Origin of the sequence: Pseudomonas sp. B21-021 (assembly GCF_024749205.1) — a bacterium.
Classification (GTDB): Bacteria; Pseudomonadota; Gammaproteobacteria; order Pseudomonadales; family Pseudomonadaceae; genus Aquipseudomonas; species Aquipseudomonas paraglycinae.
On record NZ_CP087192.1, the window covers coordinates 3,710,144 to 3,733,852 of the forward strand.

General features: G+C 61.7%; 19 protein-coding genes. 15 read left to right on the top strand and 4 right to left on the bottom strand.

The window, feature by feature from the left end; translation table 11 throughout:
- Positions 1 to 56 precede the first annotated feature (56 nt).
- The 5 genes from LOY31_RS16450 to LOY31_RS16470 all read left to right on the top strand — a co-directional run bounded on the left by LOY31_RS16450 (position 57) and on the right by LOY31_RS16470 (position 4,257).
- Positions 57 to 1,493, top strand: a complete 1,437-nt coding sequence (locus LOY31_RS16450; protein ID WP_258711870.1) for a PLP-dependent aminotransferase family protein — start codon at positions 57 to 59, stop codon at positions 1,491 to 1,493.
- Positions 1,494 to 1,613: 120 nt separating this feature from the next.
- A complete protein-coding gene (locus LOY31_RS16455) occupies positions 1,614 to 1,907 on the top strand; it encodes a putative quinol monooxygenase (RefSeq protein ID WP_007959339.1) in 294 nt (97 codons plus the stop codon).
- Between the two features lie 199 nt (positions 1,908 to 2,106).
- Positions 2,107 to 2,526, top strand: a complete 420-nt coding sequence (locus tag LOY31_RS16460; RefSeq protein WP_221535542.1) for a cupin domain-containing protein — start codon at positions 2,107 to 2,109, stop codon at positions 2,524 to 2,526.
- A 228-nt stretch (positions 2,527 to 2,754) separates the two neighbouring features.
- A complete protein-coding gene (locus LOY31_RS16465; protein WP_221535541.1) occupies positions 2,755 to 3,468 on the top strand; it encodes an ATPase in 714 nt (237 codons plus the stop codon).
- A gap of 243 nt (positions 3,469 to 3,711) precedes the next feature.
- Positions 3,712 to 4,257 carry a hypothetical protein gene (locus tag LOY31_RS16470; RefSeq protein ID WP_221535540.1) on the top strand — a complete coding sequence of 182 codons (546 nt, stop codon included), beginning with the start codon at positions 3,712 to 3,714 and terminating at the stop codon, positions 4,255 to 4,257.
- Positions 4,258 to 4,341: 84 nt separating this feature from the next.
- On the opposite strand, the gene LOY31_RS16475 is transcribed toward LOY31_RS16470, so the two are convergent.
- Positions 4,342 to 9,228, bottom strand: coding sequence for an NAD-glutamate dehydrogenase (locus tag LOY31_RS16475; RefSeq protein WP_207982997.1), 4,887 nt, complete (start codon positions 9,226 to 9,228; stop codon positions 4,342 to 4,344).
- Positions 9,229 to 9,744: 516 nt separating this feature from the next.
- Between LOY31_RS16475 and LOY31_RS16480 the strand changes: the two genes are divergently transcribed.
- From LOY31_RS16480 to LOY31_RS16525, 10 genes are all read left to right on the top strand, one after another.
- The gene (locus LOY31_RS16480; RefSeq protein WP_003225678.1) at positions 9,745 to 10,098 is read left to right on the top strand and encodes a hypothetical protein; all 354 of its coding nucleotides are present in this window, start codon (positions 9,745 to 9,747) and stop codon (positions 10,096 to 10,098) included.
- 280 nt (positions 10,099 to 10,378) lie between these two features.
- Positions 10,379 to 11,338 carry a MoxR family ATPase gene (locus LOY31_RS16485; RefSeq protein WP_007913915.1) on the top strand — a complete coding sequence of 320 codons (960 nt, stop codon included), beginning with the start codon at positions 10,379 to 10,381 and terminating at the stop codon, positions 11,336 to 11,338.
- 5 nt (positions 11,339 to 11,343) lie between these two features.
- On the top strand, positions 11,344 to 12,288 hold the full coding sequence (locus LOY31_RS16490; RefSeq protein ID WP_007959332.1) for a DUF58 domain-containing protein: 945 nt from the start codon (positions 11,344 to 11,346) through the stop codon (positions 12,286 to 12,288).
- Positions 12,285 to 12,782: a DUF4381 domain-containing protein gene (locus tag LOY31_RS16495; protein ID WP_039766825.1), complete on the top strand. Its 498-nt coding sequence runs from the start codon at positions 12,285 to 12,287 to the stop codon at positions 12,780 to 12,782. The genes LOY31_RS16490 and LOY31_RS16495 overlap by 4 nt, the downstream gene beginning before the upstream one ends.
- The gene (locus tag LOY31_RS16500) at positions 12,775 to 13,854 is read left to right on the top strand and encodes a VWA domain-containing protein (RefSeq protein ID WP_258711871.1); all 1,080 of its coding nucleotides are present in this window, start codon (positions 12,775 to 12,777) and stop codon (positions 13,852 to 13,854) included. The genes LOY31_RS16495 and LOY31_RS16500 overlap by 8 nt, the downstream gene beginning before the upstream one ends.
- On the top strand, positions 13,851 to 15,587 hold the full coding sequence (locus tag LOY31_RS16505; protein WP_221535538.1) for a VWA domain-containing protein: 1,737 nt from the start codon (positions 13,851 to 13,853) through the stop codon (positions 15,585 to 15,587). The genes LOY31_RS16500 and LOY31_RS16505 overlap by 4 nt, the downstream gene beginning before the upstream one ends.
- A complete protein-coding gene (locus LOY31_RS16510; RefSeq protein WP_258711872.1) occupies positions 15,584 to 17,224 on the top strand; it encodes a BatD family protein in 1,641 nt (546 codons plus the stop codon). The genes LOY31_RS16505 and LOY31_RS16510 overlap by 4 nt, the downstream gene beginning before the upstream one ends.
- Before the next feature lie 95 nt (positions 17,225 to 17,319).
- Complete coding sequence (locus tag LOY31_RS16515; protein WP_221535536.1) at positions 17,320 to 18,564, top strand: exonuclease SbcCD subunit D C-terminal domain-containing protein; 1,245 nt, start codon at positions 17,320 to 17,322, stop codon at positions 18,562 to 18,564.
- Entirely contained in the window at positions 18,561 to 22,202 is a 3,642-nt protein-coding gene (locus tag LOY31_RS16520) for an AAA family ATPase (protein WP_221535535.1), read from the top strand. The genes LOY31_RS16515 and LOY31_RS16520 overlap by 4 nt, the downstream gene beginning before the upstream one ends.
- Complete coding sequence (locus LOY31_RS16525) at positions 22,199 to 22,783, top strand: glutathione S-transferase (RefSeq protein WP_221535534.1); 585 nt, start codon at positions 22,199 to 22,201, stop codon at positions 22,781 to 22,783. Before LOY31_RS16520 ends, LOY31_RS16525 begins: the two co-directional genes overlap by 4 nt.
- 5 nt (positions 22,784 to 22,788) lie before the next feature.
- Here the strand turns inward: LOY31_RS16525 and LOY31_RS16530 are convergent, their stop codons facing one another.
- From LOY31_RS16530 to LOY31_RS16540, 3 genes are all read right to left on the bottom strand, one after another.
- Positions 22,789 to 23,046 carry a hypothetical protein gene (locus LOY31_RS16530; RefSeq protein WP_115078204.1) on the bottom strand — a complete coding sequence of 86 codons (258 nt, stop codon included), beginning with the start codon at positions 23,044 to 23,046 and terminating at the stop codon, positions 22,789 to 22,791.
- The gene (locus LOY31_RS16535) at positions 23,043 to 23,255 is read right to left on the bottom strand and encodes a hypothetical protein (RefSeq protein ID WP_085603084.1); all 213 of its coding nucleotides are present in this window, start codon (positions 23,253 to 23,255) and stop codon (positions 23,043 to 23,045) included. Before LOY31_RS16535 ends, LOY31_RS16530 begins: the two co-directional genes overlap by 4 nt.
- Before the next feature lie 255 nt (positions 23,256 to 23,510).
- Positions 23,511 to 23,690, bottom strand: a complete 180-nt coding sequence (locus tag LOY31_RS16540; protein WP_007941320.1) for a hypothetical protein — start codon at positions 23,688 to 23,690, stop codon at positions 23,511 to 23,513.
- Positions 23,691 to 23,709 lie beyond the last annotated feature (19 nt).

A 23,709-nucleotide genomic window follows, 5' to 3' on the forward strand; every position in this document is an offset into this window, starting at 1 on the left:
CCGCATTCGGGAGTAATCTGGCCGGCACACTCAATCGCCCGGAGAGCCCCCTCGGTATGGAACTTCATGTCGTGATCAACGGCCGCAAGGACCTGGCCGGCCAGTTGTATCAGCAACTGCGCGGCGCCATTGAATCCGGGCGTCTGGCCGCCGGCACGCAGTTGCCGCCCAGCCGTTTGCTCGCCGAGCAACTGGGGATTTCGCGCAAGACCATTTCCGACACTTACGCGCAACTCACCTACGAAAATTTCCTCACCGGCGTGATCGGCAAAGGCACTTACGTCAACGCGCGCTCGACGCCGGTGCAGCGCAAGCAAAGCCATTCCGAGCTGGCCAGTTCCGAGGTGATCGAGAGCTGGCGCAATCTGCCGGTGTTCCTGCGTCATCCGACGCTTGAGGGTTCGCTGCGCTATGACTTTATCGGCGGCGCCACCAGCAAGGGCCAGTTTCCCCAGGATGACTGGCGCCGCTGTGTCTCTCACGCGCTGCGGCAGATGGCCAATTCCAAAGGTTTCTACAGCGTGCCGGAAGGCCTGCCGGCGCTGCGCAATGCGATTGCCCGACACATCGCGTTTTCCCGTGGTGTGAACTGTCAGGACGAGGACATCGTGGTCTGCAACGGCGCGCAACAGGCGCTGGATCTGATTACCCGGGTGCTGATCCGTCCCGACAGTCTGGTGGCAATGGAAGATCCCGGTTACCCGCCCGCGCGGCTGCTGTTCGGCACTCACGGGGCGACGGTGGTCGGCGTGCCGGTGGATGCCGAGGGCATTCAGGTCGAGCGAATTCCCGAGGGCACGCGGCTGATTTACGTGACGCCATCGCACCAGTTCCCGCTGGGCATGCCGATGAGTCAGGCGCGGCGCGAGGCCCTGCTCGAACGGGCTCATGAGCTGGGCGCGATCATCATCGAGGACGACTATGACAGCGAGTTCCGCTACGAGGGCCGACCGACGGATTCGCTGCACAAGCTCGATCAGCGCGGCATCGTCGCCTACGTCGGCACCTTCTCGAAAACCCTGCTGCCGGAGCTGCGACTGGGCTACGCGATCCTGCCGCCGGCGATTCTCGAGGCGGTGATTCGCGCCAAGCAGCTCACCGATCTGCACGCTTCCACCCTGCCGCAATGGGCGCTGGCCAAGTTCATCGCCGAAGGGTGTCTGCTCAAGCACATCCGCCGCTGCCACACCATTTATGCCCAGCGCCGCGAACGGATTCTGGCGCGCATGGCCACCGACCTTTCGCCCTGGCTGGAGGCCGTGCCGCCCAGCGCGGGTTTTCACATGGCGGTGTTCTGCAAGGTGCCGATCGACTTGCCGCTGGTGATCGAACTGGCGAAAAAGGTCGAAGTCGGGCTGTACGCCATCGACGGCTTCTATTATCAGCAGCCGGCCAAAAGCGGGATGTACTTCGGTTTCGGCGCCATCGAAACCCTGGACATCGATATCGCGCTCGACCGCCTGCGCGACATTCTGCAACAGGTCGTTGGGTAGATTGGACTAAACGATTAACCGCCGATTGGTTATTGGTGATCCGGGGGGGCAGGCCTATCCTGCACAAGCGTTATCCCTCAATGAGCAGGATTCGTCCGGCCTGATTCAGGAGTGTGAGCAATGTCCAACGAAGTGATCAACACCGTACAGGTGCAGGCTGCAGCCGGCCGATCGGAGGAGCTGGGCAAGCAGTTGCAGAAGATCGTCGAAACCCTGCGCGAAACGCCGGGCTGCGATTCCTACATGGTCGACCGCTGCCCCGAGGACAGCCACCGCTGGACGGTCAGCGCCCGCTGGCAGTCGGAAGCGGCGATGCAGGCGCATTTCAATCGCCCGGAAGCCCAGGGCTTCATCGACCTGATCGACAGTCGTCTGGCCAATAGCGTGGATTTCAACAGCTTTCCTATCGTCTGATCCGCCGCCTTCGCGAGCAAGCTCGCTCCCACATTTGAATACGGTTGAATGTGGGAGCGAGCCTGCTCGCGATGGCGTATTTGAATGCGCTGAAATCCCCCAGATTGGTCACCCGAACTTCCCGAATATTGGCCGTTTGAATACCCCGGCACGCGGACTACTGTGATTACCGACTCCCCCAACTTATCAGGTGATCACCATGAAAGTCCTGCACTTGCTTGCCGCCCCGTTCGCCGCTCTGGCCCTTACCATCAGCGCTTCGGCACTGGCCCACGGCACCGATGCCCCGTCCGAGAAAATCTCGGTGCTGCAGGATCAGATGCTGAAAAACGTCCCCGGCAAAAAAGCCATGATGATCGAAGTCGATTACAAACCCGGCCAGTCCTCGATCGCCCACAAACACGACGGCACCGCCATGGCCTACGTGCTTGAAGGCGAGATCGTTTCCCAGGTCAAAGGTGAACAACCGATCACCTACAAGAAGGGCCAGTACTGGTACGAGCCGGCCGGTTCCGAGCATTTGGTCTCGAAAAACGCCAGCAAGAGCAAGCCGGCCAAGTTGTTGGTGTTCATGGTGCTGTCGCCCGATGAGAAAGTGTTGATCCCTCTGGAAAACTGATTGCTGTTACGTCAGCCATAAATAAAAACGCTCAAATCGTCGATTTGGGCGTTTTTAATGCTGGTCGCAATTAACCTGCGCGGCTTACAGCAAATCAAACTATTGGTCTCCTGATAACTTCACTGATTGGTCGTTTCATAAAACCGCCACAGGTTTAGTCTGATTCAACTGCCGCGAAGAGTGGCAACTTAAACTTTCCGACTGAAGTTGTTTCACGGGAGAAACACCATGAAACCTGCGTTCGCCAGCACTCTGTTCCTTTCACTGCTGACACTGACGGCCTGCTCGGTCCCCACCGCGCCCAAAGCGGTATCGTCGCTCGACACCTTGCTGCCCCACCCGGTGGGTCGCAGCCACATGACCACCGTGAAGGCCGGCCCTGGCGTGTCGCTGGGCGTGATTTATAGCCCGAGCACCCAGACCAACCGCGACTACCTGCGCAACTATCAGGCCAACGCCGGCACCGGTTTCGGCCAGAGCCTGCTGGTGCAGCCGATCCACGATGCCTACGTCGCCACCTCGAAACCGGACATGGCGGTGGATTGGGTCAAAACCTCGCTGCAACGCCAGTTTGGCTCGGTTACGGTGTATCCCGACATGCAGAGCCTGCGCGCGGCCAACCCGGATGTGGTGGCGATCGTCGACACTCACAGCCAGTTGATTACGTCGCGCAGTTCGGACGTCAAGGCGGATGTGAGTGCGGACTTTTATGACGGGAAGTTCAACTATATCGGCACGGCCCAAGGGACGGACGCCAGAGCTCTGAGTCCGTTATGGGCGGATTACAAACGTTCGGAAGATATCGTGGCGGATATTAATGAACAGCAGAATGTGCAAGTTCGGGCGTTGCAGAAGTTTGACCAGTCGCTCAGTAATTTATTGACCAGGTCGGCAGGTAACGTGTCGATGCTTGATCACAAGCAGGGGCAAAACCTGCACTGACAGCCCCCTTTGACCCCTGGCATCTCCCGAAAAGGAGATCGCCAGGGAGAGGTATTGGTTCGAAATACACATATTAAAATAGAAGTATAAAACAACATTCAAACCCGCTTTAAAACTGCCCTCAGCCGTCATGTCCCTCACACAGCAATACCTCGCAACGCTTGCAGACTTCCATCTGAAAAAACCTCAATTAGATTAGTCGCCACACCACGCAAGACCCACTCGACATCATGGAAGATCATTATGAGCCTGAATCAAAAAAGATCGTTTTACGCACACCTGGAATATAACGGCAGCCGTTTGACTTTCCGGAATCTGCTGAATGAAAGTTACCCTGCCAGCGAAGCCAATGTCCTCACCACGCTGCCGTCCCAACCGCGTCACCCGGCTGGACCGACACGAACCTACCCCAAGTTCATTGCCTACTTCGCATGTTACGAGGATTACTACAACATCGAGATTCGTGGTCATGGTTACTTTGCTCACTACATCAGCAAAGGCGCTACCGGGAAGCTCAGCGCCATGCCGGGTGCTGGCGGAAAAACAACCTCCTTCAACTTGCTGGATGACAACAAAAGAATCATCACACTTGATGACCTGGGCACAAACAACGCAAATATTTACCTGAAAGCCCGAAATGCCGGAATCATCCAGTCCAATAGCAACGCTCAATATTTCAGTGAGCGCGCAGGTACAACCCTGAAGTTCAACCTCGAAATCCTGCAAAGGAATGTTGATTACCCCGGCGCTACGCCGGACACGTACGAGGATTTGGTTGACGAGGATTGATATCTCGCAGACCCGCGCATAAACCCGCCATAAATAAAAAGCCCCGCCTCTTTCGAGAGCGGGGCTTTTTCATTCAACGGCTACTCAAGCAAGCTCAAGCTCCGCAGTCGCCGCAGCAGGGACAACTGCCTGACCGCTCAGCGCCACGTCGTTCAGCTCGCGGTTGGCCACCGCGTACATGGCGTAGTCGGTGCCGCTGGCGGCACGGATTTCCACCAGCATGGCGCGCCAGCGTTCGATCATGGCGTCGTTCTGCTTCATCCACAATGCCAGACGGGTTTCCACGTCCGAATCACCGCCGCCCGCTTGCAGCACGGCGATGGTGATCGCGCGTTGCTGCCAGTCGACGTCGTCGCGGAACGCTTCACGGGCCAGCGCTTGCCAGTTGTTTTCAACCGGCAAGGCGCTGATCTGCGAAATGTACCAGGTGATGTCCAGCGCGCTGCCCACGGCGAAGTACGCCTTGGCCACTTCGGCTGGGTCCTGACCGGTGACGTCGGCCGCTTCGATGATCGGCAGCAGCGTGTAGAGGTGGGTAGTCCCCGCCACCATACGCGCCAGCAACTCCGGAACACCGGCGGCGACGTACGCCTGATAACGCTCTTGCCAGTTTTCGCGGATTTCGCCGCTCAGCAGCTCGTCCAGCTTCAGGCCCAGCTCTTTCAGGTGCGGACCGAAATGCGCGACGTCACGGGCAGCGTTCTGCTCGTTGCGGCGGGCACGCAGGAACCAGCGCGTAGCGCGACGGCCCAGACGCATCAGCTCGTCCATCAGCTCCAGTTGCACATCAGCGGAAACCTGGTAGTCCAGGGCTTCTATTTGGCGGAACCAGTGCGGGAGGTGGAAGATGTCGCGCACGATCACATAAGCGCCAGCCACGTTCGCCGGGGTCATGCCGGTGGACTCTTTGAGTCGCTGAACGAAGGTGATGCCCATGTGGTTGACCAGATCGTTGGCGATCTGGGTGCTGACGATCTCGCGCTTCAGGCGGTGACGACGCATGGCTTCGGAGAACTTGCTGACCAGAGTCGGCGGGAACGCCGTTTCCATGTCGCGGGTCAGGTAGTCGTCGTCCGGCACCAGGGAGCCCAGCAGCTGCTCCTTGAGGTCGATCTTGCTGTACGAGATCAGCACCGACAGCTCTGGACGGGTCAGGCCATGGCCTTCGGCAACGCGTTCGGCCAGTTGCTCTTCGGTCGGCAGGAACTCGATGGCGCGATCCAGCTTGCCACGGCCTTCCAGGTCGCCCATCAGACGTTTGTACTCGGCGATGCGCGCATAAGCGCGGCGGGCCGCCAGAGACAGGGCCTGAGTCTGCTTGTAGTTGTTGCCCAGCACCAGACCACCGACTTCGTCGGTCATGCTCGCCAGCAACTGGTTGCGTTGCTTGTCGGTCATGTCGCCGGCCTGAACCACTTCGTTCAGCAGGATCTTGATGTTCACTTCGTGGTCGGAGCAGTCCACGCCACCGGCGTTGTCGATGAAGTCGGTGTTGGAACCGCCGCCATTGAGACCGAATTCCACACGACCCAGTTGGGTCATGCCGAGGTTACCGCCCTCGCCCACCACTTTGCAGCGCAGTTCGTTGCCGTTCACGCGCAGTGCATCGTTGGCCTTGTCGCCGACATCGGCGTGGCTTTCGGTGCTGGCTTTGACGTAAGTACCGATACCGCCGTTCCACAGCAGATCCACCGGCGCCTTGAGCAAGGCGTTCAGCAGTTCGGTCGGGGTCAGCTTGTCGGCCTGGATGTCGAAGCGCTCTTTCATCTGTGGCGAGATGGCGATGCTCTTCGCGCTGCGCGAGAAGATGCCGCCGCCTTCGGACATGATGCTGGTGTCGTAGTCGGACCAGGCCGAACGCGGCAGGTCGAACATGCGCTGACGCTCGACGAAGCTGGTGGCCGGGTTCGGGTTCGGGTCGATGAAGATGTGCATGTGGTTGAACGCGGCAACCAGTTGCAGCTTGTCGGACATCAGCAAGCCGTTACCGAACACGTCACCGGCCATGTCACCCACGCCGACCACTGTGATGCTGTCTTCCTGGACATTGATGCCGCGCTCGCGGAAGTGGCGCTGTACGCCAACCCACGCGCCCTTGGCGGTGATGCCCATTTTCTTGTGGTCGTAACCGGCCGAACCACCGGACGCAAACGCGTCACCTAGCCAGAAGCCGTAGTCGATGGCGATGCCGTTGGCGATGTCGGAGAAGGTTGCAGTGCCCTTGTCCGCAGCAACCACCAGGTACGGGTCATCGTCGTCATGACGCACGACGTTGGCCGGCGGTACCAGTTTGCCGTCCTTCAGGTTGTCGGTGATGTCCAGCAGACCCGAGATGAAGATGCGGTAGCAGGCGATACCCTCGGCCGCGATCTCGTCACGGCTGCCGCCCAGTGGCAGGCGACGCGGCAGGAAGCCGCCCTTCGCACCCACCGGCACGATGACCGAGTTCTTCACTTGCTGGGCTTTTACCAGGCCGAGGACTTCAGTACGGAAGTCTTCTTCACGGTCGGACCAGCGCAGACCACCACGAGCGACGTTGCCGAAGCGCAGGTGCACGCCTTCGACGCGTGGCGAGTAAACGAAAATTTCGAACTTCGGAACCGGTTTCGGCAGCTCAGGGATCAAGTGCGGGTTGAACTTGAAGCTGAAGTACGACTTGTTCTGGCCGTTGGCGTCGGTCTGGTAGAAGTTGGTACGCAGGGTCGCTTTGATCAGGTCCAGGTAACGACGCAGGATGCGGTCTTCGTTGAGGACTTGAACGTCGTCCAGCGCGGTCAGGATGGCCTGCTCCAGACGCTGTTGCTTGTCGTCCAGATCATCGCTGCCGAGCTTGCGCGCCAGGTAGAAACGGGTCTTGAACAACCGGGTCAGTTCGCGAGCGATGTCGGTGTGGTTGTTCAGGGTGCTGGCGATGTAGCCGAGGTCGAAGCCCAGGCGGATCTGCTTCAGGTAGCGGGCGTAGGCACGCAGCAGCGCAACGTCGCGCCATGGCAGGCCGGCGGTCAGCACCAGACGGTTGAACGCATCGTTCTCGGCATCGCCACGGACGATGTGGACGAACGCGTCCTGCAGGGTGTCGTTGAGTTGCTGGATGTCCAGGTCCAGACCTTCGGCGGCGGTGAACGCGAAGTCGTGGATCCAGAACTCGCGACCGTTGGTGTGACGCAGACGGTACGGGAATTCACCCAGCACGCGCAGGCCGAGGTTTTCCAGAATCGGCAGCACGTCGGACAGTGCTAGCGGGGTATCGGCGTGATACAGCTTGCAGTGCAGCTCGCGTGGGCCGGAGGCCAGCGGCTGGTAGAAGCTCATGGCCAGCGGCTTCTTCTCGCTCAGGTTGAGCAGGTGCTGCATGTCGACCACGGCCGAATGCGCAGCGAAACGCTCGCGGTAGCCGGCCGGGAAGCCTTTCGGGAAGTCGGCCAGCACGTTGGTGCCGTTGGCTTCGCCGAAGGTTTCGACGGTCAGGGCGGCGTAGTCGTCCTGCCAACTGCGGCAGGCCTGGATGACTTCGTTTTCCAGTTGCAGCGGGTCGATGTCGATGCGGTTTTTCGGGTCGACGCGCAGGATCAGTTGCACGCGGGCCAGCACGGACTCGGAGAAGAAGGTCCAGAATTCGCAGTCGGAGGCTTTCAGGCGCTCCATCAATACTTGCTGGATCTTCTGGCGAACTTCGGTGGAGTAGATGTCGCGCGGCACGTAGGCCAGGCAGTAGCAGAAACGACCGTACGGGTCTTTGCGCAGGAACACGCGGATCTTGTTGCGTTCCTGGATCTGCACGATCGACATCACGGTGCTGAACAGTTCGTCGACCGGAGTCTGGAACAGATCGTCACGCGGCAGCACTTCCAGAACCTGTGCCAGTTCCTTGCCCAGGTGAGCCTTGGCCTGGAAGCCCGAGCGACGCTCGATTTCCTCGACCTTGCGGCGAATGAACGGGATGACCCGCACGCTTTCGCCATACACCGACGAGGTGTACAGGCCCATGAAGCGGTGTTCCTTGATCACTTTGCCGTCGGCGTCGAGTTCACGGATCGACACGTAATCCGGGTAGGCCGGACGGTGTACGCGGCTCGGGTGCGCGGCTTTAGCGAACGACAGCAGGGTCGGTTCGCGCAGGTAATTGACGGCGTAGTCTTCGATGCGCAGCTCGTCATAGGTCATGCCGGTGCGCAGCAGTTTGGTCAGGCCAAGGAAGGAATCCTGGTCGTACTTGATGTGGCCGCCATCCGGCTCATCGGTCACGGTGAATTCTTCGTAGCCGAGGAAGGTGAAGTGGTTGCCCACCAGCCATTCCAGGAAGCTCTTGATTTCGTTCTTTTCGTCGGCATCGACGGCGAATGCGCTGTTATCGAGCTTGGTGAGGATTTCCTGCACCTTGGCCTTCATCGGCTCGAAATCGGCGACCGCGACGCGGACTTCACCCAGGACCTGTTCCAGTTCCTTGGTCAGCACATTCAGTTCGGCCGCGTTGGCGCAGCGGTCGATTTCCAGGTACATCAGCGACTCGTGCAGCACGCCTTCGCCGGTCGAACCTTTTGGCAGGATTTCCAGCAACTCGCCCTTGCTGCCACGACGCACGCTGAGCACGGTGGTCTGCAGGGTGTGGATGCTGTAGCCGCGACGGTTCAGCTCGGTACGCACCGAGTCCACCAGGAACGGCAAGTCATGGTGCAGCACTTCGACCGCGGTGTGGGTCGACTGCCAGCCGTGACGTTCGTAATCGGGGTTGTAGACGCGCACTTGTGGTTGCGCGTGATCGAAGCGCTCAAGCAGGCGCCACGCAGAAAGAGTACAGCCAGCGAGGTCGGAGAGGCGACGTTGGGTCAGCTCGTCCAGGGAAATGATGCCGAAGAATTGTTCAGCGAACAGCGCCACTTGTGGCAGTGCCTGTTCACTGATGTGCTGCGCCAGTGCCGCTTGCAGTTGGTGCTGGAAGTCGGCTTTGCTGGCTGCGGTGAAGAACGCCATCTGTGGTACTCCGCTTGGGCTTGTTATTGATGGAAAGCGTCGCGTACAAAACCCCTTTCGGGGCGTTCCGTCGCCCTGTTCCTGATTCTCGGGCAGAGGAAACAGGGTGACAGGTGGGTGAAGCTGGACGAGACACTCAGGTCACATTCACCTTCCATGAATGGGCATCTGCAAAAACGACTGCCCGGCGCCGCTCGCGGGGCCCTGGCAATGCCTTTACGGGTGCTCATCCGTTGCGCAGCTTAATGGGTGCGACAATGTGTCTGCTTGCGGTGCTGCGACATATTCGGTCATTGGCACGTAAACCAAGGCCTGCGCATCGGTAAACACTAGCATTCATAGGGCGGAACGCCGGTCTGAATGCCCGTTTTTACGGTACAGGCGTGCCAGGAATGACCATTGACCTGTGTCGCGTTCACGACACATCCTCTGACACTCTCACATGCAGAAATTCCCGAGGGCTGGCAGAATCGCGCCCAATTGCGACCAACAAGCCCGCCGAGGCAGGAATTCCCCATGCAAATGACCACCGCCCTTTTGATCGTCAACCCGTGCGACGACGAAGAAGACAACATGGCCATGCTCTGCTGCCACAGCGACAAGGGCGACATGTTCCTGATGAGCCGCTACCCGGACGAGGACGAGCTGGAGATCACGCTGGATGGCGAGCCGTCGACCCTTGATGGCGTCAAGGTCACCTTGACCAAGACCCTGCTGAAGATCGAAATCGCGGCCGCGGATGCCGATGCGCTGAATGGGGATGATGTGCTGGAAATCACCTTCAATCCGGACATGGTGGATCTGGCTGAGGTTGAGGAAACCCTGAAGAACATTCTTGATGGTACTGGCACCTATATCAGCCAGATTTGAGGGTGTCTGAACTGGCGCCTTCGCGAGCAAGCCCGCTCCCACAGTGACCGCGTTCTGTCAGGAGAACATGGTTCATTGTGGGAGCGAGCTTGCTCGCGAAAGGGTCCGAAAGAACACCGCACCTCCCCCACCCTACAAAATTCCAACAATTGCCCCGGTCATTTCCCGCACTTTGCGCAAAATGCCGTTAGTCGCCACCCCCTGCGATGGATTAAAGTAACGCCCCCAGCCCCGGCGTTATCCGAACGCCTGTGGCCACCCTTTCCAGGAACAGTCATCGATGGAACATCGTGAAGCGCTGCTGGCGCTGCGAACCTTTCTTTCAACGCAGATTCTCGGCCAGGAAAAACTCATCGAGCGCTTGCTCATTGCCCTGCTCGCCGACGGCCACATGCTGGTCGAGGGCGCTCCGGGCCTGGCCAAGACCAAAGCGATCAAAGAGCTCGCCGAGGGCATCGAAGCCCAGTTCCATCGCATCCAGTTCACCCCGGACCTGCTGCCCGCCGACATCACCGGCACCGAGATCTATCGCCCGGAAACCGGCAGTTTCGTGTTCCAGCAAGGCCCGATCTTCCACAACCTGGTGCTGGCGGACGAAATCAACCGTGCCCCGGCCAAGGTTCAGTCGGCGCTGCTTGAGGCCATGGCCGAACGTCAGGTCAGCGTCGGGCGCAGTACTTACGAGCTGTCGCCGCTGTTTCTGGTGATGGCCACGCAGAACCCGATCGAGCAGGAAGGCACCTATCCGCTGCCCGAAGCCCAGCTCGACCGGTTCCTGATGCACGTGAAAATCGGTTTCCCGGACGCCGCCGTCGAACGCCGGATCCTGCAACAGGCCCGTGGCGAAGCCCTGAACGGCGAAACCAAGCCCGAACGCCGGGTCAGCCAGCAGGCGATCTTCGCCGCGCGCAAGGAAATCCTCGGTCTGTACATGGCGGACGCCGTGGAGGAATACCTCGTGCAACTGGTCATGGCCACGCGCAACCCGGCCAAGTTCGACCCGGAAATGGCCGAGTGGATCGCCTACGGCGCCAGCCCCCGTGGCTCCATTGCCCTCGACCGCTGCGCCCGCGCCCATGCCTGGCTGGCCGGTCGCGACTTCGTCAGCCCGGAAGACATCCAGGCTGTGCTGTTCGACGTATTGCGTCACCGCATTATTCTGTCGTTCGAGGCCGAAGCCGCTGGCATCGACCAGGATCGGGTGGTGCAACGGATTCTCGACGTCGTAGCCGTCGCTTGACCCCGATGAACGCCTCTCTGCCGTCCGAACCGGGCATCCGCATCAGCCTCGCCGAGCTGATCGAGATGCGTCACCGCGTGCGCGAAGTGCAGCTGTTTTCCACGCCGAGCCAGCGCAGTCCGCTGATCGGCCTGCACCACTCGAAATTTCGTGGTCGTGGCGTCGACTTCGATCAGGTGCGGGTCTATCAGGCCGGCGACGACGTGCGCACCATCGACTGGCGCGTCACCGCGCGGACGCAGGAACCGCACACCAAACTGTTCCATGAAGAACGTGAACGGCCGATTTTCATCATGGTCGAGCAAAGCACGCGGCTGTTTTTCGGTTCCGGGCTGATGTTCAAGTCGGTGCTCGCAGCGCAGGCAGCGGCGCTGATCGGCTGGGCCGCGCTGGGTCACAACGACCGGGTGGGCGGGCTGGTGTTCGGCGACAACGAGCACTACGAAATCAAACCGCGTCGCAGCAAGCAGAGCCTTTTGCAACTGCTCAACCGGCTGGTGAAGGTCAATCAGTCGCTGCACAGCGAGCGGGAGCCGGATCGCGATGCGTTTGGCGTGGCGTTGCGCCGGGCCCGCGAAGTGCTGCGACCGGGCAGTCTGGTGATCGTGATCTGCGACGAGCGCGCACTGTCCGACAGCGCCGAGCAGCAATTGAGCCTGTTGTCGCGCCATTGCGACCTTTTGATGCTGCCGCTTTCCGATCCGCTGGACCACGCCCTGCCCGCTGCTGGGCTGCTGAGATTCGCCGAACGCGGCGCGCAGCTGGAACTCGACACCCTCAACTTCGACCTGCGCCAGACCTACCGCGCCCAGGCCGAAGCGCGCATCGCCCGCTGGGAGTTGCTCGCGCAGAAGCTGCGCGTACTGCTGATGCCGCTGAGCACCCAGAGCGAAATGGTCGAACAGATGCGCGAATTCCTTAACCCGCAGCGTCCGGGGAAAGGTCGATGAACGGCCTCGAACAACTGCAACCGCTGATCTCCCCGCCACCGATTGCCTTCTGGCCGCCGGCGCCGGGCTGGTGGCTGCTGCTTTTGCTGCTGCCGGTGATTGGTTTCGCGGTCTGGCGACTGCGGCGTTTCATTCCGATCAAGAAAAAACCGGTCGTGCGCGCCGAACTGCCGCTCGATCCGGTGCGCATCGCCGCACTCGCCGAACTGGCGCAGATGCCCAAACCCTACGACGGCGCCCCGGCCGGGGCCTGGCTGCAGCAGCTCAACGGCCTGCTCAAGCGCCTGTGCCGCAACCACTATCCCTACAGTCAGAGCCATACCCTCAACGGCCGCAAATGGCTGGCGTTTCTCGACAACCGTTGCCCCGCCGCCGGCCTGACCCGCTGGATGGTGCTCGTCGAAGGCGCCTACAAACCCGAGTGCAAACTCGACGACAAAGCCATCGCCGGCCTGACCCAGGCAGTCGACACCTGGATCCGCAAACATGTTTGAGTTCGCCTGGCCGTGGATCTTTCTGCTGTTGCCGCTGCCGTGGCTGATGCGCCTCGTGCTGCCGGTGGCCGACAGTGGCGAGCCGGCGTTGAAAGTGAGTTTCCTGGGCGACCTGGAAGGCCTCGCTCGCCGCCGCGCCCGGGCCAATCTGCCAGCCTGGCGCCAGCAAGCGCCGTTCATGCTGCTGTGGTTGTTTCTGCTGATCGCCGCCGCCCGCCCGCAATGGCTCGGTGAACCGCTGCCGATTGCCGCCAGCGGTCGTGATCTGTTGGTGGCGGTGGACGTGTCCGGCTCGATGGATTTCCCCGACATGCAATGGAAAGACGAAGACGTCAGTCGCCTGTCGCTGGTTCAGCATTTGCTCGGCGATTTTCTCGAAAGCCGCGATGGCGACCGCGTCGGTCTGATCCTGTTTGGCAGCCAGGCTTATCTGCAAGCACCCCTGACGTTTGACCGGCGCACCGTTCGAGTCTGGCTTGATGAAGCGCTGATCGGCATTGCCGGCAAGAACACCGCAATTGGTGACGCCATCGGCCTGGCCCTGAAGCGTCTGCGCATGCGCCCGGCCCAGAGCCGAGTGCTGATTCTGGTCACCGACGGCGCGAACAATGGCGGCGAAATCGACCCGCTGACCGCCGCAAAACTGGCCGCCAGCGAAGGCGTGAAAATCTATCCGATCGGCATCGGCGCCGATCCTGAAGAAAGCGGCGCCACGGCGTTGCTCGGCGGCAACCCGACCCTCGATCTCGACGAACCGGCGCTCAAGGCCATCGCCGAGGTCACCGGCGGCCAGTACTTCCGCGCTCGCGACGGCCAGCAACTGCAAGCGATCAAGGACACCCTCGACCAGCTCGAGCCGGTGACTCAACAACCGACCCAGGCCCGTCCGGCGCAGGCGTTGTATCAGTGGCCGCTGGCGTTCGCCCTGCTGCTGAGCATCTTGCTGGTGGCCCGTGTGTTGTGGCCGGACAACCCGCTGCAACGGCTGTTCACCAAGGAGCTGTATCTGCAAAGCCCCCTGCCTGACTGGCGCGAGCGCCTCAAGCGCCTGCGTTTGCGGAGGCGCCGATGATCGCCCTCTGGCCGCACTGGTTCCGTCCTTGGTGGCTGTTGCTGCTGCCGTTGCTCGGATGGCTGATCTGGCAGCTCTGGCACCGGCAGAAACGCGCCGGTCGCTGGCAGATGATTCTGCCGCCGGCCTTCCACGCTACGCTGCTCAGTGGTGGCAGCGGTCGCGACAGCAAGTTGCCGTGGGTCGCCCTGAGCGTGGCCTGGCTGCTGACGATTCTGGCGTTGCTCGGGCCGAGCTGGGAGCGGGTCGAACAGACCAGCCAGAAACCCGCCGATCCGTTGGTGGTGGTGCTGGAGCTGACCCCGGAAATGCTCGCCACCGATTCGCCGCCGACGCGACTGGAACAGGCCCGGCGCAAGCTGTTCGACCTGCTGAAAGTGCGCAGCGACGCCCAGACCGCCATCGTCGTTTACGCCGGCAGCGCCCACACGCTGGTGCCGCTGTCGGATGACCTGGCGACCAGTCGCAATCTGCTCGACGCGCTCAAGCCTTCGCTGATGCCGGAAAGCGGCCATCGCGCCGATCTGGCGGTGAGCAAAGCGCTGGCGTTGCTCAAGCAGGGTGCGTTGGGTCAGGGGCGGATTCTGCTGATCGGTTCTTCGCTGTCGGAAGAAGAACGCCAGGGCATTCGCCATGCACTCAGCGGCCAATCGGCGCAGTTGTTGATGCTCGGCGTCGGCACCGCCGAGGGCGCGCCGATTGCTCAGGAGGACGGCAGTTTCCTCAAGGACGCCCAGGGCGCGATCCGGGTGCCGCAACTCGACAGCCCGGGCCTCGGCGCATTCCTCAACGCGGTCGGCGGCGAATACCGCAGCGCACGGCTGGATGAATCCGATCTGGGCGACCTCGGCCTGCTCGATGGCCCGCGCAGCCTGCGTAACGATGGCCAGACCGTGCGCCTCGACACCTGGGCCGATCAGGGTTACTGGCTGCTGTTGCCGCTGTTGTTGCTCGCCGCGTGCGCCGGGCGGCGTGGCTGGCTGTTCTGCCTACCGTTGCTGCTGGCATTGCCGCAACCGAGCTATGCCTTCGACTTCGAGGACCTGTGGCTGCGCCCCGATCAACAAGGCCTGCATCTGCTCAAACAGAAGCGCCCGGCCGAAGCGGCAAAGCATTTCGAAGATCCGCAATGGCAAGGGGTGGCGTTGTACGAGGCCGGCGACTACAGTGGCGCCGCTCAGCGTTTCGCCGAGGGCAATGACGCCCACGCCCACTACAATCGTGGCAACGCCCTGGCCAGAGGCGGCGAGCTGGAAGCAGCGCTGGACGCCTACGAACAGGCTCTGGAACGCCAGCCGGATCTGCGTCCGGCGCTGACCAACAAGGCGCTGGTGGAGAACCTGCTGAAACAGAAAAACGCCCCGCCGCCGGCCGAACCGCAAGACAAACCGGCGCAGCAAAACATACCGGGCGATGAACCACCGCCAGCGACCGCTCCGCCGCCAGCGGTCAAAAGCGAAACCCACAGCGAGCCGCAAACCGGCGAGTCCGCCAGCGAGCCGCCGCCGACCACCCCGCCGCTGCCGGGTGCCAACGAGCTGCCGGAAAGCGAACCGGGCGAAGAACAGAACACACCGCCGCTGCTGCGCCCCAATGAGGACAACCTCGAAGGCGAGCAACAGCAGGCGCTGGAACAATGGCTGGGCAAGATCCCGGATGATCCGGGCGAACTGCTGCGACGCAAATTCTGGTACGAACAGCAACAACATCAGGATCAGGAAAACATTCGATGACCCGTTTCACCGCTCTCTTGCTGCCCCTGCTGATCTGCACGGCCACCGCTCAGGCGGCCGAGCTGACGGCCAGTGTGGATCGCAGTCGCCTGAATTCCGGCGAGACGGTCGAACTCACCCTCGAATCCAACGATGTCACGCAGTTCGGCAAACCGGATCTGAGCCCGCTGGAGCCGCTGTTCGAAGTGCGCGGCACGCGTCAGGTCAACCAGTTGAACACGCTCAACGGTGACAACCGCGCCACCACTCGCTGGATCATCACGTTGCTGCCCAAGCAGAACGGCAGCGTCGAAATCCCGCCGCTGAAACTGGGCGATGTCGAGAGCCAGCCGATCACCGTGCAGGTGATCGAGAGCGACACCCGCGAAGAGAACAATGCCCGCGAACCGGTGTTCATCGAAGCCAGCCTCGACCAGACCAACGTCTATGTGCAGGCCCAGGCCATCCTGACGTTGCGCATCTACCATTCGGTGTCGCTGTACGACGACAGCAGCCTGACGCCGTTGCAGATCGCCGACGCGCGCATCGAGCAACTGGGCGACATGCGCACCTATGAAAAAGACATCAACGGTGTGCGCCATGGCGTGATCGAGATGCGTTATGCGATCTATCCGCAGCACAGCGGTTTACTGAGCATCGCCCCGCAGACGTTCAGCGCCACACTGGTCGACACCCAGCCCTCGCAGGACCCCACGGCGCAGGGGCCCAAGCCTGGCAAACTGATGCGCGTCAGCTCCAGCGCCACGTCGCTGACGGTCAAACCGAAACCGATGACCTACCCCAGCGACGCACCGTGGCTGCCGGCCCGCAGCCTGAGCCTGAGCGAGAGCTGGAACCCGGAGCCGGAACACACTCAGGTCGGCGACTCCCTGACCCGCAGCCTGACCCTCAAGGTCGAAGGCCTGGCCAGCTCGCAGCTGCCCGCCCTGCCCGCCACCGAGGCCAATGGCCTGCGCCGCTATCCGGATCAACCGGTGCTGAACAACCAGAGCAGCGACCGCGGCCTGATCGGCAGCCGAGAAGAACGCGAAGCGCTGGTGCCGAGCCGCAGTGGCTCGATCGAATTGCCAACGGTAGACGTGGTCTGGTGGAACACCTTCGAAGATCACCTGGAACACACCAGCCTGCCGGCGCGCACCCTGCAAGTGGCGAACAACCCGAGCCTGCAAGTCGACACCCCGGCCGGCAGCGCGCAACCGCTCAGCGCGGCCGACAGCGAAGCCTTGTGGTGGTGGAAACTCAGCACGTTCGTTTTCGCCTGCACCACCCTGCTCGGCTTCGGCCTCTGGTGGCGTGCCCGCTGGCAACCGGCAATTCTGCGCGCCGCACAAACCGGCCCGAGCCCGCGCACCCTGCTCGACGACATCAAACGCGCCAGCCAGGCCAACGACCCCCACGCCACCCGCCAGGCCCTCGACGCCTGGGCCCGCCAACAGCCGGAAACCCTGGCGGATATAGCGGCGCGGTTTGTCCCCCTGTCGGATGCACTCGACGGCTTGAACGGCGCGCTGTACAGCGAGACCGGGCAGCATTGGCAGGGTGAGGATCTGTGGCGGGCGATCCGGACGATTCCGACGGCGGAACGGGTGCAGGATCCGGTCGGGGACAGCGGGTTGCCGCCGCTTTATCCGAAGTAGTTGCAGTCCGATCGAGGCTTTTGCCCGTAAACTCTCTTCTTTTTCGCCGCGCCTTTTTCCTGCGGCCATCACCTCTTTATATTGCGGAGTCAGCCTTGCGTCTGTTTCACACCTCCGACTGGCACCTTGGGCAGAACCTGCACGGCCAGGAGCGCGATTTCGAGCACGCCTGTTTTCTCGAGTGGCTGCTGCGCCAATTGAAGCTGGCGCAGCCGGACGTGCTGCTGATCGCCGGCGACATCTTCGACACGGTCAATCCACCGGTCAAAGCCCAGGAACGCCTCTACGACTTCATCGTCAGCGCCCACGAGCAGCAGCCGTTGCTGACCATCGTGATGATCGCCGGCAACCACGATTCCGGCTCGCGGATCGAGCTGCCCGCGCCGTTGATGCGGCGTTTGCGCACCCATGCGCTGGGCCGGGTGTTGTGGCTGGATGACGGGCAACTGGATGCGGAGCGTCTGCTGTTGCCGCTGCCGGACGCCACCGGTGAAATCGCCGCATGGTGCCTGGCGCTGCCGTTCCTGCGGCCTGCCGAAGTGACCGGTGCGCATCTGGGTGACAACTATCTGCGTGGCATTGGTCAGGTGCATGAATGGCTGATCGAAGCGGCGAATGCCAAGCGCCAGCCGGGCCAGGCACTGGTCGCCATCAGCCACGCGCACATGGCCGGCGGCTCGGTGTCGGAAGACTCCGAGCGCAGCCTGATCATCGGCAACGCCGAAGCTTTGCCCGCCAGCCTGTTCGGGCCGAGCATCAGCTATGTCGCGCTCGGCCATTTGCACAAGCCGCAGAAGGTCAACGGTGAAGAGCGGATTCGCTACAGCGGCTCGCCGATCCCGTTGTCGTTTTCGGAGATCAGTTATCAGCATCAGGTGCTCGACGTCGTTCTGGACGGCGAAACCCTGGTCAGCGTCGAGCCGATGCTGATCCCCCGCTCCGTCAATCTTCAGCGCCTCGGCCCTGCGCCACTGGCGGAAGTTCTGCTGCAACTGGCCGACCTGCCGAACATCGACCTGCTGGCCGAAACCCAGCGCCAGCCGTGGCTGGAAGTGCGGGTGCGCCTCGACGAACCGCAGCCGGATCTGCGCCATCAGGTCGAAAGCGCCCTGCAAGGCAAGGCTGTGCGACTGGTGCGAATTGCCGCCGAATACGCCGGCAACCGGGGAGCTGACGGCGCTGAGGACGGCAGCGCGCTGATCGAACTGGACCAACTCACGCCGCAGGAATTGTTCAGTCGTGCCTGGCTCGACAACTACGGCAGCGAGGTCGACGAGCAAACGCTCAAGGACTTCGCCGAGCTGCTGCAAGACGTACAAATGGAGGGCGAGCAGCCATGAAGATTCTCGCCATTCGCTTGAAGAACCTCGCCTCGTTGGCCGGCCCGTTCGAGATCGACTTCACCGCCGAACCGCTGGCCAGCGCCGGTCTGTTCGCGATCACCGGCCCGACCGGCGCCGGCAAAAGTACTCTGCTCGATGCGCTGTGCCTGGCGCTGTTCGGCGCCGTGCCGCGTCTGAACAACACCGGGCGTGACGCCAAGGTGCCGGACGCCGACGGCGAAATCGCCACCGGCGACCCGCGCACCCTGCTGCGTCGCGGCACCGGTGAAGGTTTTGCCGAAGTGGATTTTGTCGGCGTCGATGGCCGTCGCTATCGCGCGCGCTGGGAAGCCAACCGCGCCCGGGAAAAGGCCGGCGGCAAGTTGCAAGCCAGCCGTCAGAGCCTGCGCGACATCGATCAGGATCAACTGCTCGCCAGCCAGAAAGGCGAGTACAAGACTCAGCTTGAAGCCGCGCTGGGCCTGAACTTCGAACAATTCACCCGCGCCGTGCTGCTGGCCCAGAGCGAATTCAGTGCGTTCCTCAAAGCCGACGACAACGACCGCAGCGAACTGCTGGAAAAACTCACCGACACCGCGCTCTACACCCGCCTCGGCCGCCGCGCATTCGACAAGACCAAGGAGGCCCGCGAAGCCCACAAGCAGTTGCAGGATCAGGCCACCGGCGTAACCCCGCTGGCCCCCGAGGCTCGCGCAGAACTCGACGAGCGCTTCAATGCCGCCCAGCAACAACTCAAGTTGCAGCAGGCGCAGCTCAAACAAATCGAGCAGCAGCATGACTGGCTCAAGGAACTGCTGCGGCTGCAAGACTCGCAACAAGCCGCCGCCGAACAACTGCGCAGCGCCGAGCACGAAAGGGAGTCGCTGGCCGGTGAGCGTCTGAAGCTCACCCGCCTCGAACAACTTGCCCCGCAACGGCACCAGTTCGCCCGCAAAACCGAACTTGATACCCAGCTGACGCCGCTGGCCGCACAGATTCACGCGCACACCCAGCAACAAGGCGAACTGGCTGAGCGCCAGACTCGACTGGAACAGGATCTCGCCGCAGCGCAGATTGCCCTGACCCAGGCGCAAACGCAGCAGAGCGAAGGCGCGCCGCTGTTGCGTCAGGCGTTCGAGGAGCAAAGCACCCTCGCCCGCCTCGCCAAGGATGTCGCAACCGGCACCGAAGCGAAGCACGCCGCAGAACAAGCCTGCACTCAGGGCCAAAGCGCGATCCAGACCCTGCTCGATCAGCAGAAACAGGTCGCCGAACGCTTGCAGCGCATTGCCGCCGATCTTGAGCAAAGCACTCATCTGGCACCGTTGAGCGAAGCGTGGAATGCCTATCGCGACCGCTTGCAGCAACTGATGCTGATTGGCAATCGGTTGAACAAGGGCCAAAGCGAACTCGCTTCCCTCGAAGAAAACGCCACTCGCGCCACCGAAGCGCTCGCCACGCAAAAGCAGCAGCTGGAAGTGCTGTTCAAGGAGGCCGGCGCCGAGCCGGACGCCGTCGCCGAGCAGATCGGCATCCTCGGCACTCTGTTGCAGGACAACCGCAAGCAACTGCGCGCCATCGAAGACATGACGCGCCTGTGGGCCAGTCAGCAGGATCTGGACAAGCGCAATGCCGAACTGCAACAGCGTCAGCTCGATGCGCAACAGGAGCGCGAGCGCCTGACCCAGGACGGGGTGAAAACCAAGTCCGAGCTGACCGTCGCCGAACAGACTCTTAGCGTCACCCGTGAACTGCTCGAGCGTCAGCGTCTGGCCCGCAGTGCCAGTGTCGAAGAGCTGCGCGCGCAGTTGCAGGACGACCAGCCGTGCCCGGTTTGCGGCAGCAACGAGCATCCGTATCACCAGCCGGAAGCCCTGTTGCAAAGTCTTGGCCGTCATGATGAAAGCGAGCAGGCCCGCGCGCAGCAAGCGGTCGATCAACTGAAGGAAAAACTCACCGAACTGCGTGCCAGTGTCGGTGGCGTGATTGCCCAACAGAAAGAGTTGCTGCAACAGCAGGAACAACTGGCGGCACAACAGCAAACGCTGACGCCAAGCATCGAGGCGCATCCGCTGGCGGCATCGTTGCTGAATCAGGACAGTGACAAGCGAGCTGCGTGGCTAACCCGCCAGAACGATCAACTGAACCAGAGCATCACCCAGGACGAACAGCGCCAGACCGCCCTGCTCACGCTGCAACAGGATGCGGCGCGCCTGACCCAGCAATTGCGTCAGGCCGAAACCGCACACCAGCAAGCGTCGCAGCACCTGAGCAATCAGCAGCGCGAGCTGAGCGCTGACCGCCAGCGTCTGGACGAGGAGCTGGCGGCCTTCGCCACACTGCTACCGAGCGACACCCTCGACGCCTTGCGCGCCGAGCCGGCCGCGACCTTCATGCAGCTTGACCGGCAGATTGCCGAACGTCTGGCGCAAGTCGATCAGCAGAAGGAAGAGCTGGCCGAACAGCAACAACGCCAGCAAACGCTCGAGAAAGAACAGGATCGCCAACAGGGCCGTGCACAGCTGCTGCAAAACGCTGAGCAGCAGCTCAACGCGCTGACTGAACAGCAACTCGCCAGCCAGCAGAAGCTTGCGCAATTACTGGGCGATCACACCTGCGCCGAGCATTGGCAGCAGCAACTGGAACAGGCCGTGGAACAGGCGCGCAACGCCGAATCCACGACGACTCAGGCGCTGCAGGAAGCGCGTACGCAGCTCGTGCAAATCGCCGCCGAGCTGAAAGCGCAGCAGGAACGTCTGCAAGCGCTGGAAAGCGAAGACCGCGATCTGGCCGGCAAGATTGCCGACTGGCGCGCACGCCATCCGGAGCTGGATGACGGTGGCCTCGAAGACCTGCTGCGGGTCGATGATGCGCAAGTCGACGAACTGCACCAGCGCTTGCAGCGCAACGAAAAAGCCGTTGAACAGGCCAAGGTGTTGTTCCAGGAACGCGATCAGCGCCTGCTCGACCATCAGGCCCAGCACAACGGCAACCTGGATGCCGAACAACTCGCCAGCGCCCTCGCCGACCTGCAAAACCAGTGCACGGCCAGCGAACAGCAATGCGCCGAACTGCGCGCCGAGCAAGCCGAAGACCAGCGCCGCCAGAACGCCAATCAGGCGCTCGCGCAGCAGATCGCCGACGCCTATGCCGAGTATCAGCGCTGGGCGCGACTCAATGCGCTGATCGGCTCGGCCACCGGCGACACCTTCCGCAAGATCGCCCAGGCCTACAACCTCGACCTGCTGGTACATCACGCCAACGTGCAGCTGCGGCAACTGGTCAAGCGCTATCGCCTCAAGCGCGGCGGCAGCATGCTCGGCCTGCTGGTGATGGACACGGAGATGGGCGACGAACTGCGTTCGGTGCATTCGCTGTCCGGCGGCGAAACCTTCCTCGTGTCGCTGGCCCTCGCGCTGGGTCTGGCCTCGATGGCGTCGAGCACGTTGAAGATCGAATCGCTGTTCATCGACGAGGGCTTCGGCAGCCTCGATCCGGAATCCCTGCAACTGGCCATGGACGCCCTCGACGGTTTGCAGGCGCAGGGCCGCAAGGTCGCGGTGATTTCCCACGTGCAGGAAATGCACGAGCGGATTCCGGTGCAGATTCAGGTACAGCGCCAGGGCAACGGTTTGAGCACACTGGAGGTGAAATGAACACGCTGTATTCCTTCCGCCGCTGCCCGTACGCGATGCGGGCGCGGATGGCCCTGCGTTATTCGGGTGTGCCGGTGGAGATCGTCGAAGTCAGCCTGAAAGCCAAACCGGCCCAGATGCTGGCGATCTCGCCCAAGGGCACGGTGCCGGTGCTGGATGCGGGCGGTCAGGTGATCGATGAAAGCCTGGAGATCATGCGCTGGGCGCTGGCGCAGAATGATCCGGATGACTGGTTGCTAGGTGGCGATTCAAGGATCGCCGAGTTGATCGAAGCCAACGATCAAGTGTTCAAGGTTCACTTGAATCGCTACAAGTACGCCGAGCGCTATCCGGAACAGCCGATGGAGGTTTATCGCGCCGAAGGTGCTCTGTTCTTGCAGAAACTGGATGAATTGCTTGAGGGTCGCGTTTACTTGCTGGCCAATCATCCGAGCCTGGCCGATATCGCGCTGTTGCCGTTCGTTCGCCAGTTCGCCCATGTTGATCGTGACTGGTTTGCACAGACGCCTTACGTGCGGTTGCAGGCCTGGTTGCAGCGGTTTCTGGAGTCGGAGCTGTTCACCGGCATCATGAAAAAGTAGGCGCGTTACGCCAGCACTTCACACATGCCGATGGCCGAGCAATCCACTTCGAACGGGCCGAGAAAACCGCTGGGGGTTTTCACCGGTGGGTTGCCGGCCAGCAGCCCCAGCGCATTGGCCCGTTCGATGTTGTGAGCGATGGTGTGGTTGGCCTCTATGGCCCGGGCCAGTCCGCCGACCGAACCCTGGCCGAATCCCAACAGGGAAGCGCCGTTGGTCATGAACGCCAGTCCGGCGATGACCCAGAGTCTGTAGCCTTTCATGCTCCGCCGACTCCCGCGAGTTCAGCCGAATCTACCGCCGCGTTTTGCGAGCGAAGTTCGAACTGGATGCCGGGATGGGCGACGTCGATCGGTGCTTCGAAGCTGTGTTGCGACTGCGACGCCAGACTGACAAACAGCACCATGACCAGGTACAGACCGATGGCCACGTAGGCGCCGCGTTTGGCGGAAGTGATGATTGAAGTGGCCATGATGTGTGCTCCGTGGACAATGTTTCGAGGCCCACAGAATCGATCAAAAAAGCCGGGGTAACCACTCAGGGTTTTCCATAGTAACCATCAGCTTCGTTGATTATTTAGCCGGTCTATCTCGCCGTTTGAAAATAGCTATCGCCGGTCATTAAGCAGGCAAAAAACTGCCCAAGGCTGCGATCTTTTGATTTTGCTTTTTGATAAACAAGATCAAAGGATCGCAGCCTTGGGCAGTTCCAGGGCGTGACGGAAATTTCAGTGTTGAGCTTTGTGATCCAGCGCGGCGTAGAAGTTGGCGCTTTGTTGCAGGTATTTCTGGGTGTAGCTCTGGGTGTGGGATTTTTTGTCGCTGATTTCAACGTTGGCACTGGCTGGCAGAGCCACGGTGGCGGAGATGGCGGAGGCGGCAATCACGGAGAAGAGATTGAAGTTCATGGCGGTAACCCTCGTGTTC